Consider the following 13,782-nt stretch of genomic DNA (forward strand, 5'->3'; position numbering starts at 1 on the left):
AAACTGGAGGGTTCTATTTGATAGCTGTTGTTTTCTGTGGTATAACAGATGTATCTTTTTTCCAGAGGGAGTGGTTGCATGCCGGAACAGTGGGGACACTTCGATATTATTCTTGGGTCAGTCATGAGCAGGAAAGGCATTGACAGCGGGAAGCTGGCTCAGCTTGCGCACGTTCAGAGAAGTCAGCTGAATCTGTATATCACCAATGAAATCAAGCGTCCCGATCTTGGCGTTCTGGCCCGGATTTGCACAGCGCTTGCTTGTGACATTGGAGAGATTATGAAGTTTATCCCCGGTGAATCAGCCGCGAAGCCCAAGCCGATTCTTAATACATCCGGTGAAGCATTTTATAGGACAGGACAAATCGCTCAGGAGCTGGGCGTACATCCCAATACGATAAGGTTTTATGAACGAATAGGGCTGATCTCACCGGTAGAACGCACGGAAAACCGCTATCGGCAGTTTACATACAGACATCTTACACAGCTTCGGGTTTGCCGATTGATCTTCGGTACCCCCTATACCAACCGCACTCTAAGAAACACCGCCTTTTCGGTTGCAGCTGCCCTTAAATCATGGGATGTGGAGCTGGCGTTAACCAATGCTGAAGCCTATCAGCATCTATTGGAGAAGGAATATGCCTCTGCACTGGAAACAGCGTCGCTGCTTAAGAATTGGACCGAAAAAGGCCGGCTGCCCGGCACAGGGAAGGTGTATAGCCATAAGGAAGCCGCCTCTTTGTTAGGAGTCACACCGGAAGTGCTGCGCAATTGGGAGCGCAACGGGCTGATCTATGTTCCGCGGCAGCCTGATCAATCCCGCGTCTATGGAGATGAAGAAATTGCAAGGCTACGCATCATCTATATGCTCAGGCAAAATCATTACAGCATATCCGCCATCCAGCGCAGTATGCTCATTTTCGACAGTGGCAACAGTGCCGGAGCCGTTCTTGCGCTTAACCAGCCTGCGGCGGATTTGGAAATTGAATTTGTCAGCGCAGGCGATCATTGGCTGGACACCCTTGCCAGCCTGACTATAAGCGCAGCTGCAATCAAACAAATTGTAGTGGAGATTAGATAGGAAGGCTCCAATTGTTCACCACCCGATAGCCATCTCAAGATAGCAACCTTCACTTGCTGAGATTCCCGTGAGGAATAAAATCCATTGGGAATACCGTTTTCCTCATTCAGCAGCTTCTCGTAGAAACCCAATCCAACCGGGAACAATAAACAAGCAGGAGCCCAAGGTCTCCTGCTTGTTTTTATCTACATTTATTTATTGGGTATTAATCACAAATTCCACGCCTTCTTTGCGGTTTTTTGCATATTCAGCGGTTGCTGTGAATAGTAAGTCGGAAGATGAGTTAAGCGCAGTCTCGAAAGAGTCCTGCAGAACACCGATAATGAAACCTACACCAACGACTTGAATCGCAATATCATTCGGAATGCCAAAGACGCTGCATGCTAGAGGAATCAGTAAGAGCGATCCTCCGGCAACACCTGAGGCACCTGCAGCAGATATAGCAGACAGCACGCTAAGAACAAGCGCCATACCAAAATCCACTTCAATGCCGACCGTGTGAACAGCAGCGAGGGTCAAGACAGAAATCGTAACAGCTGCACCAGCCATATTAATCGTGGCACCTAAGGGAATGGACACAGAATACGTATCTGCATCCAGATTGAGCTTTTCACATAATCTCATGTTGATGGGAATGTTTGCGGCTGAGCTGCGAGTGAAGAATGCGGTAATCCCACTTTCCTTCAGGCAATGGAAAACAAGGGGGTAAGGATTTCTACGAATATTCAGATATACAATTAACGGGTTAATCACAAGTGCCATAAATAACATACATCCAATGAGAACAAGAAGTAGTTTACCGTAATCAAGCAGGGATGAAAGTCCCTTTGCTGTAACAGAATCAAAGACAAGACCCATGATACCTAAGGGTGCCAAGCTGATTACCCACTTGACGATTTGCGAGACAGCATCTGAAAAAGAAGTAAGCGTGTCTTTGGTGTTATCATTAGCATTTCTAAGAGCAAAGCCAAGTAATATAGCCCATGTCAGGATACCGATATAGTTGGCATTCATTAGGGCGTTTACCGGGTTATCGACTACATTAAACAGCAAAGCTTTGAGTACTTCTGCAATTCCATCAGGTGGAGTCAGGCCGCTCACACCCGTTACAAGTGATAAGCGTACCGGAAACATAAAACTTACGATAACTGCAATCAGCCCTGCTAAAAATGTACTTAAACCATACAGAGCAAGAATCGCTTTCATATTCGTTTGTTGGCCTTTTTTATGTTTGGATATGGCCGACATGACTAAGAGCAAGACCAATACAGGTGCGACTGCCTTTAATGCCTGTACAAACAAAGAGCCGAAAATGCTGACCCCTGTTGCATCAGGAATGGATACAGCCAAAATTATACCAACTACAATCCCCACAAGTATTCTTTGTACCAGGCTCACTTGGTTCCACTTGAGCAATGCTGTTTTCATTACTTCCCCCCGGTTTCAATATGGAAATATAACTAAGCCCTGACTCCTGCTTTATCGCGGCAGTGTATGTAAGCTTATCACGAAAAATGTCGATTGTGTGCAACTGTAAAAATTTGCACACCGTTATCCGATTCTCCGCAAATTGATAGTGTTCCGCTGATAATGGGCGGCTTGTCAGGTGCAAATGTCCATTTAGCCACTTACCCGATTGGGGGGAGTAAACGGGACTCTATGGCTTGCTCCAATAACGAGCTTAACGCTCTTCCTTCAATATAAAATCCGGTTTCAGCAAATAGTCCAGCAGGTAGAGATCCTCTCTCGAAGTGATTAATGCTTTGGATGAGGCAATGGAGAATCCCGCAGCCTGATCCACAAGCTCAAGAATAACAAAGGTATCTTTATACATTACCCGGGTTCCCCGCCGCGCTGTGTTTCTTCCACTTTCTGATTTTGGCGCGGAAGTTGGTGAACGGGGCGACTGAATTGATGTGAATCCAGCGGGCCATCGGCCAGTTGTCCTTGCTGCCGGTCCATTTGCGGGTGCCTTGGGTGAACAGCTCTTCTTCGGTTAACGTACCGATCCATTCCAGCCACTCCTGCTCCTTCTGGCGGAATAGGTCTCGCAGCTCGGCGAGGGATAATGAGGCATATTGCTCGTAGAAGGACTGGTAAAGTCCGCCAAGCTGGTTCCATTTATAGCCGGGTGACGGCATGTGTACCTCATGGCCTTCCCGTTCATCCTTGTCCCAGCCCATGACAAGCGGAAGCCAGCCAAGCTGGTAGGCGATAATTTCGGCGGGTGTTTTATCCACCTCAGGTATTCTAGCATCCCTCTGGCTGTCGTCAATCCCGTCAAATTCTGCATCCAGCAGCACATATTTGGAATGAATGGTCTCGATTAGTTCCTCTTTGGACGAATATTCATAGCTTGCCACAGCACACACCTCGTTTTTATTCTAGTTATACCATAGAGCAGTGACGGCAGTATGTCATATTTAACCAAAACAGGATCATAGCAAAATCTATATTCGTATATAATGAAGTTCATAGTAGTATAAAAGCCAGATTAAGGATATCGGGAATCAGCTCCGGTGAACCGACACGGCAACACAGCGTGGAGTAATATAGAAGAAGATTATCCATTGGCAGTCCCCCAGTATGGGGACCGATTCCCAAAGCAGGATCTGTAGAGCATCAGCGGGATAATCTGAACGTGTTTGATTTCGCTCTGACTGAAGCGGAAATGCAGACAATTTCGGGACTAACCTCAGCATCCGGGCGTATCGCGGATCAAGATCCGGCGACCTATGAGGAATTCTAAACGTACTTAACGCATGTGCATTCACAAATGCTATAGATCGGACAACCCTATCCGCAGTAATGGATAGGTTTTTTTATGTGCAGGCGGGCAAAAGGGTTCGATTCATAATTAAGCGGGCGCGGGCATGTAACCGATAAATAAGTATAGTTGAAAGGACACGGAGGATTTATTGAACGTTGAAAAATATACTCAAAGTCGCATCCACGATCATACTGCCGTTTGCTCTGCTTGTACTGGCGTATTTCTTTGCCAATAATACACATACCTTGTCCCAGCCGCAGCTGGAGCTTGTGAGGCTTGCCCCCTATCCCATCTTTCTGATCGGAGGCGTCCTCTCCTGGAAATTCAACCGCAGCCGGGAGTTTTTTCTGCTCCTTATTTTTACGCTCAGTCTGGCCTCACTGCAATATTTGCGGGAGCTGCCCGGCGCGGGTGGCGAGGTGTCGGTGTCCGATCTTCACTCCATTCTCTGCCTGGTGATTCCTGTCAATGTCCTGATCTTCTCTTTCTTTAAGGAGCGCGGGATATTCAGTCTATGGGGACTTCTCCGCATTGCATTTATATTGGCTCAGGCAGCAGCAGCCGTGTGGTTGTTGAACCCGGACCAAAGCGCCATTCTGCACCGGATCGGCAAGGATCTGCTGCCTGTAACGCTGCGTGATCTCACCCCATTGTCGCAAACCTCGCTGATTGCTTTTGTGCTGGCGGGGATAAGACTTATCATCAGGCAGGTTTCCCAGAAGTCATCGCAGGATATTTCTTTCATTGCGGTGCTGGCGGGAATGTTATATGTGCTGTATAGCGAGTATGATCCTATCCGGTATGCCATATTATGGGGCGTGTCGGGGATCATTCTGATTACCTCGATCATTCAGGATTCGTATTCGATGGCGTTCTCCGATGAGCTGACCGGACTTCCTTCCAGGCGGGCCTTGAAGCAGGATATGATGAAGCTGGGGATGAATTATGCGATTGCCATGCTGGACATCGATCACTTTAAGAAATTCAATGATACTTATGGCCATGATACGGGGGATGAAGTGCTAAGGCTGGTGGCTTCTACCTTAAGAGAGGTTGCCGGAGGAGGAAGGCCCTTCCGTTATGGCGGTGAGGAATTTACGATCCTGTTCCCGGGTAAAAGCATTCAGGATGCTTTGCCGCATCTGGAAGAGCTGCGCGAGAAAGTGGCTAAGCGTGCTTTTACACTGCGGGGGAAGAACAGAGGAAAAGGCAAAACAAAGCGCAAATCGAAATCTGCAAGCTCAAGATCAGCCAAGCCCATATACATAACGATAAGCATCGGCGTTGCCCAAAAAAATGAAAAAAACAAAACGCCGGATACGGTCATGAAGTCTGCGGACACCGCCTTATACCGGGCCAAGAAAAAAGGGAGAAACTGCGTAAGTAAGTAAATATTCTATTTCATAAGGCACCAAAGCAACAAAAACATGCATAGCTTAGCGGTTCTTAGACCAAGCGGAAACGGGGGCATTCGGTAAGGTTTAATGTTGGAGCAGGCAGGAGTATTCTTAGCAAAATTATAGTGATGGAGGAAACAACGAATGAAAAAGCTATTTAGTCTGCTGCTTATATTGTTAATGGTTACACCAGCCTTTGGCAGCACAACCTTTGCGGACAATGCGGTGAAGGCTAAGGTGGCAGAGAGCAGCACATTTTTTAATGGAGAAGAGAAGCAGTCTAACGGATTCGCGATACTCGGCAATAATTATTACAGCTTGCGTGATATCGCCGAACATTTCTCGGGAACCTCCAGCCAGTTTGATATTACCTGGAATAAGAAAAACAACGCGATTGAGATCATAACCGGACAAGCCTATACGCCTGAGGAGGGCGGAGGCAGCAAATATTACAGCCAGAGCAGCAGCTATAGCGCTACACTGTCTAATTCCAAGGTGGTGCTTGACGGGCAGTTGCAGTCTATTAAGGCCTACACGATTGACGGCAGAAATTATTTTCAGTTGAGAGATTTGGCCGCCAAGATCCCCTTTGAGCTTGAATACGACAATAAGCTGAACCAGCTGGCGATGTTCTCTAAGGTTCCGGACCATGCGTACCGCGTGAAGGCGGGGACTGCGATGGAGAGCAATGCCGAATCGTCTGATTTTCCCAGATGGAAAAGTACAGTAGAGTCCTACCTTGTCAACAATAGCGACGGGACTGTAAGCGTCATTGAGGCGGGCAAGGAGGTTGCGATTGAAACGTACAATGCTAAATATGAACTGACAGCAACTCAAAAAGTAGCGAATGAGCTTCCGCTGTTCGGCGGCTTCTACAGTGGTGTGAAGTACAACTATATTGCGTTTGGACAAGAGAACCGTGAAGAGGATAACAGCAAAGAGGTCATTCGCATCGTCCGTTATGATAAAAGCTTCAACCGTATCGACAGTGTGTCCGTTAAAGGCGGGGAGAGCTACACGGTAGTACCTTTTGATGCAGCCTCCGGAAGGATGGCTGAGCAGGGAGATACGCTTGTCTTCCACACCAGCCGTGAAAGATACACGACAGAAGACGGATTAAACCATCAGTCGCAGCTCACAATTATCGTGAACACCGGCACTATGACCGTGACCAATGATATGGGAAGATTTCAGAAAAATCATGTCAGCCATTCCTTCGATCAATATGTGCTGTTCGATGGAAGCAGCCATGTGCTTGTGGATCATGGCGATGCCTATCCCCGTTCAATCGTCCTGAATAAAGGCGACGGCAAGAGTTACAGCGAGGTGGACCTGTTCCAGATTCCGGGGAGAACCGGGGCGAATGCCACCGGGGTTTCGGTTGGCGGATTCGAAATGTCCGCAGGCAATTATATTGTCGCTATGAACAGCATCGACCATTCCTTGGTTAAAGACTACACCTCTTATGAGATGGTTGGGCTGGAGAAGGATCAGCGGGATATTATGCTGAATGTATTGCCCAAGAACAGCCTTGCCAGCGCTTCCGTTAACCATATCACCCTGGCTAAGTATGTAGGCACCGATCGTATTGCCTCCATACCGAAACTGGTGAAGATAACGGATGACAAATTCATGGTGCTGTGGCAGGAATTTGATAAGGACAATCATCCGGGTGATTTGAAATATGTATTCATCGATGGTTCGGGGCAAGCCGCAGGTGCGATCCAGACGATTAAGCATTTTGTATTATCCGAATGCAATCCGGTCGTCAGCGGGGGCAATATTGTCTGGTACACCAACAGTAATGGTTCGCGGCTGTTCTATACGATTCCGGTGAACTAGGCAGCAAATTATAGCGGGACTCTCTCCCGGCTCTAACAGCATCAGGCCGCATCCTTATTCGTAAGGGCGGCCTTTTTGTTGTGCCTTTTGCATTGGAATGGAAACAATCTTTCGTTTAGAGAGCCCAGTTCTGGTTACATAAAGAGATAAGAGTTGAATCATTTTGGACTGAGGAGGAATTTACGATGAGTGATCAATATACGATTCAGGACCCTGTGAAACAATATCAGAAAGCCACGCCGGAGTTCCAGCAGCAGCAGCCCGCTCCAGGACTGGAGAAGGCGATGCATCCGAAGCCGGATGACGGTGCGGAAACCTACCGCGGCAGCGGACGGCTTACCGGACGCAAAGCGATTGTTACCGGAGCAGACAGCGGGATTGGCCGCGCGGTGGCGATTGCCTTTGCCCGCGAAGGTGCTGATATAGTCCTGTCCTACATGCCGGAGGAAGAGGCTGACGCGAAGGAAGTGGTCAAGCTTGTAGAGGAAGCGGGGCGCAAGGCCGTCGCCCTGCCGGGCGATCTCAAGGATGAGGGCTACTGCGAGCAGGTGATTGCCGCAGCGGTCGAACAACTGGGCGGTGTCGATATTCTGGCCAATATTGCGGGCAAGCAGCAATTCGTCACCGATATCGCCGATCTCACTACGGAGCAGTTCGACGCCACCTTCAAAACGAATGTGTACTCGCTGTTCTGGCTCTGCAAGGCGGCGATCAAACACATGAAGCCGGGCAGCACGATCATCAATACTTCTTCGATTCAGGCGTATCAGCCTGCACCGATTCTGCTGGACTACGCAACCACCAAGGCTGCGATTAATACATTCAGCAAATCCCTTGCCCAGCAGGTGGCGGGCAAGGGAATCCGGGTGAACGTTGTGGCTCCCGGCCCGGTGTGGACCCCGCTTCAGGTCAGCGGCGGCCAGCCGGAAGAGGTGCTGAAGGACTTCGGGGCGAAGACGCCGCTGAACCGTCCGGGCCAGCCTGCCGAGATGGCTCCGGCCTATGTATTCCTGGCCAGCCAGGAGTCCAGCTACATCAGTGGTGAAACGCTGAATGCCAATGGCGGGATGCCGACGCCGTAAGTAGGATAGTCCAAAAAGCAGACGCCGTTATGTAATGCGGCGTCTGCTTTTTTCGTTATTATAGCTATGAACAATGGGGGATTTCACTCCCGTCCGTACTCTACACCCCGAACCTTGGCAAATATCATAGTATGTCTTAAAGTACCCGTTACATCACATTTGTCGTTCCGCAGCGTTCCTTCCAAGGTAAAACCTGAGCGCTCAGCGATTCTGGCACTCTGCACATTGCGGGAATCACAGCGGATTTCAACCCGGTTCGCCTGCAGCTCCTGAATCGCGTATTTCGTAATGGCATCTACGGCTTCTGTGATGTACCCCTGTCTGGCGAAAGCGGAATGAACCCAGTATCCAATCTCGAACTTGCGTGACTGCCAATCGATCCGGTGCAGGCCGCTGCTGCCGATTAATTCCCCCGTTTCCTTCCGGAATAAGAGCAGCCTCAGATCTGTACGCTCCAGGAATTCCAGCCGCGAGCGGCGGATGCTTGCTTCAGATTCCTCAACCGTAGGCACTTTGTTTGCCCAAGGCATCCACGGACGCAATTCCTCAATGCTTTCTTTGACGGCCTCGTTTACAGCAAGACCATCTCCCCAATGGGGGGCGCGGATCAGCAGCCGTTCACTTTCAAAGCTTTCAGGTATGGATAACATAATAAGGCTGCTATCTGCGGTGCCCATAGGTCCAACTCCTTGATTAGATTTCACTAGACTATATTCTATCGTAATTGTTCTATACTATGAATTAATGCACTCGAAAAAAAATAGTAACGATAAAACAACTATATAGATTGAACTTAAGGTTTTAGAGTACAGGATCAGTCGCAACTACGGTGAATATTTGGACTTCCGGCCGCTGTTGTCGTAAGAATTTCTTGATTTTAACCACTATTAGCGGTAGAAATCTGAAGACAAAGGCGGACACTACCGCTCCTCCAGTTCCAAAATCCCCCTCCGTTGCTCCTAGGTATCCCCGATCATCACGGGATATCTTCCAGAGACCTCTTAGATTTCTTCACTGCGATCGAACAACGGGAGCTTGAGGTAAACCAGTTTATGCTGCTGCAGAACGGAGTGGTAACAGCTGAGTTCTCGCGGACACCGTATCGCCCGGATTGCCCGCAATTGCTGTATTCGCTGAGCAAAAGCGTCACCTCCATAGCTGTAGGCATCGCCTGTGACGAGGGACTTATGGAACTGGAGGCCCCGGTGATCTCCTTCTTTCCGGACAACTCCTTAATCGTTATATTTAGGGTGTTGCTTGTCTGGTGGCTGACTGAACAGGTTGCCGATACTATTAATTATAGTAAGCAATGGCCGAACAACAATCAACCGACGGCACTAACTATTCCCGGAAGCAGTAATATCGAACTGACTATCGACAGAGACATTTACTCTCACCGTCTTAGGAGCTCTCCTAGACGGTTATTTTCTGTGTGAAAATAAAATCCTGTCTTCCCTCAGACAAGCGATCGAAAACCCGTTAAGGTCAAAAGTGTTATTTTGTCCTACCACAAAAGTCTACTGAGGTCAATACGCTAAAGGATACCTAAAAGTAGTCTTAGGTGCTATTCACAATGAATGGCAATACCGTTATCTTATATATTAAGAAGTGTTCTTTATTAAGAACTATTAAAATATAAACGCTGGAAAACTCCTGCCGGGTTTTAAGAGCCGAGTGGAGATTTTTTATACAGGTGGAGGCCACAAAATGAGCGCAATCGCCGGTATCTGCCAATTGCAGCACCATAATCTGAATCCTGATCAGGGACCGAGTCTTATGCAGCAGCTGAGCCGTTATCCTGCGGATGATGCCAGGGGCTGGCAGGGTCAGGGGATTTTCCTTGGTTGCCGTGCGCAGTGGATTACACCACAATCCTTGAACGAAAAGCTGCCGTTTTATGATCCCGAGCGGAGGCTGGCAATTACAGCGGATGCCATTATCGACAACCGCAGCGAGCTGTTTGGGCAGCTTCAGGTGCCCTATGAAGACCGGGACACCATACCCGACAGCTTGCTCATCCTGCTCGCCTACGAGAAATGGGGAGATCAGACACCCGTTCATCTGGTAGGAGACTTTGCCTTCATGATCTGGGATGAGCGCAAGCAAATCCTTTTCGGAGCCAGAGATTTCTCCGGCAACCGGACGCTCTATTTTCATAGATCCACTGAAAGTTTCGCTTTTTGCACAGTTATTCATCCGCTGCTGTCTATGCCGGGTGTAAGCCATAAGCTGAATGAAGAATGGGTCTCAGAGTTTCTGGCTATTCAGAATAGAGTCGATGCCACGGACTGCTTTTCAACGGTTTATCAAGCTATTGAACAGCTGCCTCCTTCACATTCCATGACCATCAGCGGGGAGAAAATTACATTCTCCCGTTACTTTATATTGCAGGCACCGCCTAAACTGCGTCTTGGCTCCAACGGGGAATACGAGGAAGCCTTCCGCGAAGTATTCGGACAGGCGGTCAAAGACAGGCTTCGGACCCATCTTGCCGCCGGTGCCAACCTGAGCGGGGGGCTTGACTCCGGCTCGGTAGTCAGCTTCGCTGCTGAAGAACTCCGTCGCCGCGGGAAACCATTGCATACCTTCAGTTATTATCCTGTAGACAGCTTTACCGGTTTTAATCTGGGCAAAAGGGTAGCAGATGAGCGTCCCTTTATTCAGGAGACGATTGATCATGTAGGGAATATTGAGCCGAGCTTTCTGAACTTTCCCGAGCAGAGTCCTTATACCGAGATTGACGAATGGCTGGATATTCTGGAGATGCCCTACAAGTTCATTGAAAATTCTTACTGGCTTAAAGGCATATTTGAACAGGCACAACAGCAGGGACTTGGTGTTCTGCTGAGTGGACAAAGAGGCAATTGGAGTGTTTCCTGGGGACCTGCGCTGGATTATCAGGCCAAGCTGATTCGTGAATTCCGGTGGCTCTCTTTCTACCGTGAGAATAAGCAATATAATCAGTCGATGGAAGCGAACCGCAGAAAGGTGCTGCAGATCGTCGGCAAAAAGGCCTTTCCGTCGCTTGAGCGGCTGCTGCCCCGCAAACGGGAGATGCAGCTTGAGCTGATTCATCCCGATTTTGCCAAACGAACGGAGGTCCATGAACGTCTTCGGGAATTCAATATGGACCGTAGACCCTCCTCGCAGACGGTTTATGATATCCGCCAGAAGCATTTTGAGCAGCCGCATATCTGGAATGTCAATGGAACCGTGGCTACCAAGATGTCGCTGAAGTACCGGGTATGGGACCGTGATCCCACGAATGATCTGCGCGTGATCCGCTTCTGCCTGTCCGTGCCGGAGGGACAGTTTGTCCAGAACGGTGTGGACCGTTCCCTGATTCGCAGAGCCATGGAGGGACGTCTGCCGGATGGAGTCAGAATGAACCGGAAGCAGCGCGGGGTGCAGGGAGCAGACGGGATTCTCCGGATGCAGCCGCAGTGGGACAGCTTCCTCGGAGAGCTTCGGGAAATGATTAAGGACCCCCGGACTGCAGCCTACTTGAACAACAATGTGCTTGCGGGATGTTTGGACCGGATTAGTGAGCCTAAACCGGAGATGATTTACAATTCGGAGTTCCGCCTCCTTACACGGGGACTTGTATTTTACCGCTTTCTGAAATCATTATCCTGATAGCAAGACGCCTGAAAGGGGGTGAAAGAATATGAAAAAGGAATACAGCAAGCCTGCTTTGGAAGTGCTCGACGTTAAAATGACTATGGCTGGACCAGGATTTAAACTCGCCGACTCCTTCCAAGATGATCCGGATGAGATCGTGCACTACTCCTAAGACTGCTTTTGGTCGTGCGGCCCTCATCCCCCTATGCTTGCTGAAGGGGGAGAAGGGCTATCTTTTCATCATCACCTTTTAGAACATGTGAATTTACAGGATGGAGTGAATCGTATGGCGAGTATCGTTCAAGGCTTGGCTTATAAAGCATTTGGTCTGCAAATTCATAGTGAATTTCCCTTGCCGGAGCTTCCTCTTACTGACCAGCCGGGGTTGATCGGCAGTGTGTCGGTCATTCAAGAAGACTTGTCGGAGCGTTGGCAGGCCATTCCGAAGATCACACCCAGCCTGGGTGTATCAGGGAACGAAGTTATGTTTGAAGCCAAGGACACCGCTATTTTCTCCATTCGGGACGGCAGTACGATTACAGTGTCACCTGCACCAGGTGCGGACGGTGACTGTGTACGGCTCTTTATTCTGGGAAGCTGCATGGGCGTTCTGCTGATGCAAAAAAAAATTCTCCCTCTTCACGGCAGTGCGCTTGTACTGGACAACAAGGCTTACGCGCTGGTTGGGCGTTCAGGGGCAGGTAAATCGACACTCGCCTCCTATTTGATGGATCAGGGCCACCTGCTGATCAGCGACGACGTTATTCCCGTTATGGTGCAAAATGGACATCCATTAGCAGTTCCAGGTTATCCGCAGCAAAAGCTGTGGCAGCAAAGCTTGGACTATTTGGGAATGAATTCGTCCTCTTACCGCCCGTTATTCGAACGTGAAACTAAATTTGCCGTTCCTGTGCATGACCGCTTCCAGGCTGAACCGCTGCCGCTCGCAGGTGTGTTTGAATTGTCGGCGGCCGGAGAAAGCCCGGTAACCCTACACGCCATCAGCGGCCTGGAACGGTTCCATACTTTATTTAATCACACTTATCAAAAGGCAATGATTGACCGGATTGGGATCCGTGAATGGCATTTTGGCATGTTGGCCTCTTTCGTTAACCGGCTGCCGATGTACCGGCTTACCCGTCCTGAAGCAGGCTTCAGTGCCCCGGCACAAGCTTCGCTTATATATGAAACGATCCAACATCAAGTGGAGGAGAGATGAACCTATGAATACTACAAATATTTTGTCCCTCGAAACGGTCCTTGTGCAGCGTGAGGGCAATATCGCCAGCGACATGGACGGCGAGAAAGTCATGCTGAATGTGAAGAACGGCAAGTACTACAATCTGGGCGAGGTTGGCGGAGAGATTTGGTCGGCCCTGGCATCACCGGTTACCGTAAGACGGATTGTGGAGACCATCCAGGAGATTTTTGAAGTTTCGGCGGAGCTTGCCGAGCAGGATGTGGTTTCTTTTGTGCAAAGTCTGCTGGATGAGGATCTTGTCGTAAATGTTAGCGGATCATGACAACCCTCCGTCGCATCCGCCTGTTGCTGACCGTTGACAAGGCTGCTGTGGCGCTGATTCCAGAGGCATTATGGAGGCTTTTTCTGGTGAGAATCCAGCTGCTTTTTCCGTTTGCAAGAACGGCTCCGCGGCTGGGGATACAGTCCCAGGAGACTTCCGCGGTGTCCAATGCGGCCGATATTCCCCGGATTAAGCATATTACGAAAGCGATTCGTGTCATCAGCCGTTATACGCCCTGGAAGAGCACCTGTATGGTCCGTGCAGTGGCTGGACTACAGATGTTAGAGAGACGCGGGATTGAAAGCACACTCTATATGGGGGTTGCCAGAGATAAGCAAGGTCAAATGATCGCCCATGCCTGGCTGCGCAGCGGAGCTCATTATGTCTCCGGCGATGATGCCATGCAGGGTTTTGTAGTTGTGGAGAAGTTTGCCAAAGTGTTACAAGCCGAGTAATCGAGGTGGGAC

14 protein-coding genes are annotated in these 13,782 nt (G+C 49.3%); 10 read left to right on the forward strand and 4 right to left on the reverse strand.

Translation table 11 applies throughout. The features are described 5' to 3' along the window. The first annotated feature begins 78 nt into the window (after positions 1–78). Positions 79–1,080: a MerR family transcriptional regulator gene (locus tag NSS79_RS04130; protein ID WP_342438385.1), complete on the forward strand. Its 1,002-nt coding sequence runs from the start codon at positions 79–81 to the stop codon at positions 1,078–1,080. Positions 1,081–1,275: 195 nt separating this feature from the next. Here NSS79_RS04130 and sstT read toward each other — a convergent pair whose 3' ends face one another. The 3 genes from sstT to NSS79_RS04145 all read right to left on the reverse strand — a co-directional run bounded on the left by sstT (position 1,276) and on the right by NSS79_RS04145 (position 3,443). Next, entirely contained in the window at positions 1,276–2,508 is a 1,233-nt protein-coding gene (gene sstT / locus NSS79_RS04135) for a serine/threonine transporter SstT (RefSeq protein ID WP_342438386.1), read from the reverse strand. A gap of 253 nt (positions 2,509–2,761) precedes the next feature. Next, complete coding sequence (locus tag NSS79_RS04140; RefSeq protein ID WP_342438387.1) at positions 2,762–2,914, reverse strand: hypothetical protein; 153 nt, start codon at positions 2,912–2,914, stop codon at positions 2,762–2,764. After that, positions 2,907–3,443 carry a ClbS/DfsB family four-helix bundle protein gene (locus NSS79_RS04145; protein ID WP_342438388.1) on the reverse strand — a complete coding sequence of 179 codons (537 nt, stop codon included), beginning with the start codon at positions 3,441–3,443 and terminating at the stop codon, positions 2,907–2,909. The genes NSS79_RS04140 and NSS79_RS04145 overlap by 8 nt, the downstream gene beginning before the upstream one ends. 562 nt (positions 3,444–4,005) lie before the next feature. Here NSS79_RS04145 and NSS79_RS04150 point away from each other — a divergent pair. The 3 genes from NSS79_RS04150 (at position 4,006) to NSS79_RS04160 (ending at position 8,171) form a co-directional block, all read left to right on the forward strand. Continuing rightward, complete coding sequence (locus tag NSS79_RS04150; protein ID WP_342438389.1) at positions 4,006–5,241, forward strand: GGDEF domain-containing protein; 1,236 nt, start codon at positions 4,006–4,008, stop codon at positions 5,239–5,241. Positions 5,242–5,391: 150 nt separating this feature from the next. Further along, positions 5,392–7,089 carry a hypothetical protein gene (locus tag NSS79_RS04155; protein ID WP_342438390.1) on the forward strand — a complete coding sequence of 566 codons (1,698 nt, stop codon included), beginning with the start codon at positions 5,392–5,394 and terminating at the stop codon, positions 7,087–7,089. 185 nt (positions 7,090–7,274) lie between these two features. Next, a complete protein-coding gene (locus NSS79_RS04160; protein WP_076110293.1) occupies positions 7,275–8,171 on the forward strand; it encodes an SDR family oxidoreductase in 897 nt (298 codons plus the stop codon). Positions 8,172–8,254: 83 nt separating this feature from the next. On the opposite strand, the gene NSS79_RS04165 is transcribed toward NSS79_RS04160, so the two are convergent. Next, positions 8,255–8,848 (reverse strand): GNAT family N-acetyltransferase, encoded by a 594-nt coding sequence (locus tag NSS79_RS04165; RefSeq protein ID WP_342438391.1) that lies wholly within the window; start codon positions 8,846–8,848, stop codon positions 8,255–8,257. A gap of 375 nt (positions 8,849–9,223) precedes the next feature. On the opposite strand from NSS79_RS04165, the gene NSS79_RS04170 reads away from it, so the two are divergent. The 6 genes from NSS79_RS04170 to NSS79_RS04195 all read left to right on the forward strand — a co-directional run bounded on the left by NSS79_RS04170 (position 9,224) and on the right by NSS79_RS04195 (position 13,770). After that, positions 9,224–9,607: a hypothetical protein gene (locus NSS79_RS04170; protein WP_342438392.1), complete on the forward strand. Its 384-nt coding sequence runs from the start codon at positions 9,224–9,226 to the stop codon at positions 9,605–9,607. Between the two features lie 271 nt (positions 9,608–9,878). After that, entirely contained in the window at positions 9,879–11,807 is a 1,929-nt protein-coding gene (locus NSS79_RS04175) for an asparagine synthase-related protein (protein ID WP_342438393.1), read from the forward strand. 31 nt (positions 11,808–11,838) lie between these two features. Beyond that, positions 11,839–11,964, forward strand: a complete 126-nt coding sequence (locus NSS79_RS04180) for a paeninodin family lasso peptide (protein WP_038586022.1) — start codon at positions 11,839–11,841, stop codon at positions 11,962–11,964. 114 nt (positions 11,965–12,078) lie between these two features. After that, positions 12,079–13,011, forward strand: coding sequence for an aldolase (locus NSS79_RS04185; protein ID WP_342438394.1), 933 nt, complete (start codon positions 12,079–12,081; stop codon positions 13,009–13,011). Positions 13,012–13,015: 4 nt separating this feature from the next. Next, on the forward strand, positions 13,016–13,315 hold the full coding sequence (locus NSS79_RS04190; RefSeq protein ID WP_342438395.1) for a lasso peptide biosynthesis PqqD family chaperone: 300 nt from the start codon (positions 13,016–13,018) through the stop codon (positions 13,313–13,315). Further along, positions 13,312–13,770 carry a lasso peptide biosynthesis B2 protein gene (locus NSS79_RS04195; RefSeq protein ID WP_342438396.1) on the forward strand — a complete coding sequence of 153 codons (459 nt, stop codon included), beginning with the start codon at positions 13,312–13,314 and terminating at the stop codon, positions 13,768–13,770. The genes NSS79_RS04190 and NSS79_RS04195 overlap by 4 nt, the downstream gene beginning before the upstream one ends. The last annotated feature ends 12 nt before the right edge of the window (positions 13,771–13,782 follow it).

Origin of the sequence: Paenibacillus sp. FSL L8-0436, from assembly GCF_038593025.1 — a bacterium.
Taxonomy (GTDB): domain Bacteria; phylum Bacillota; class Bacilli; order Paenibacillales; family Paenibacillaceae; genus Paenibacillus_AQ.

Bases quoted from the DNA above. Each gene is read 5' to 3' on its own strand.
- NSS79_RS04160 (WP_076110293.1), top strand. From the start codon at position 7,275: ATGAGTGATCAATATACGATTCAGGACCCTGTGAAACAATATCAGAAA.
- NSS79_RS04190 (WP_342438395.1), top strand. From the start codon at position 13,016: ATGAATACTACAAATATTTTGTCCCTCGAAACGGTCCTTGTGCAGCGT.
- NSS79_RS04175 (WP_342438393.1), top strand. From the start codon at position 9,879: ATGAGCGCAATCGCCGGTATCTGCCAATTGCAGCACCATAATCTGAAT.
- NSS79_RS04140 (WP_342438387.1), bottom strand. From the start codon at position 2,914: ATGTATAAAGATACCTTTGTTATTCTTGAGCTTGTGGATCAGGCTGCG.
- NSS79_RS04185 (WP_342438394.1), top strand. From the start codon at position 12,079: ATGGCGAGTATCGTTCAAGGCTTGGCTTATAAAGCATTTGGTCTGCAA.
- NSS79_RS04155 (WP_342438390.1), top strand. From the start codon at position 5,392: ATGAAAAAGCTATTTAGTCTGCTGCTTATATTGTTAATGGTTACACCA.
- NSS79_RS04180 (WP_038586022.1), top strand. From the start codon at position 11,839: ATGAAAAAGGAATACAGCAAGCCTGCTTTGGAAGTGCTCGACGTTAAA.
- NSS79_RS04130 (WP_342438385.1), top strand. From the start codon at position 79: ATGCCGGAACAGTGGGGACACTTCGATATTATTCTTGGGTCAGTCATG.
- NSS79_RS04170 (WP_342438392.1), top strand. From the start codon at position 9,224: ATGCTGCTGCAGAACGGAGTGGTAACAGCTGAGTTCTCGCGGACACCG.
- NSS79_RS04195 (WP_342438396.1), top strand. From the start codon at position 13,312: ATGACAACCCTCCGTCGCATCCGCCTGTTGCTGACCGTTGACAAGGCT.
- NSS79_RS04165 (WP_342438391.1), bottom strand. From the start codon at position 8,848: ATGGGCACCGCAGATAGCAGCCTTATTATGTTATCCATACCTGAAAGC.
- sstT (WP_342438386.1), bottom strand. From the start codon at position 2,508: ATGAAAACAGCATTGCTCAAGTGGAACCAAGTGAGCCTGGTACAAAGA.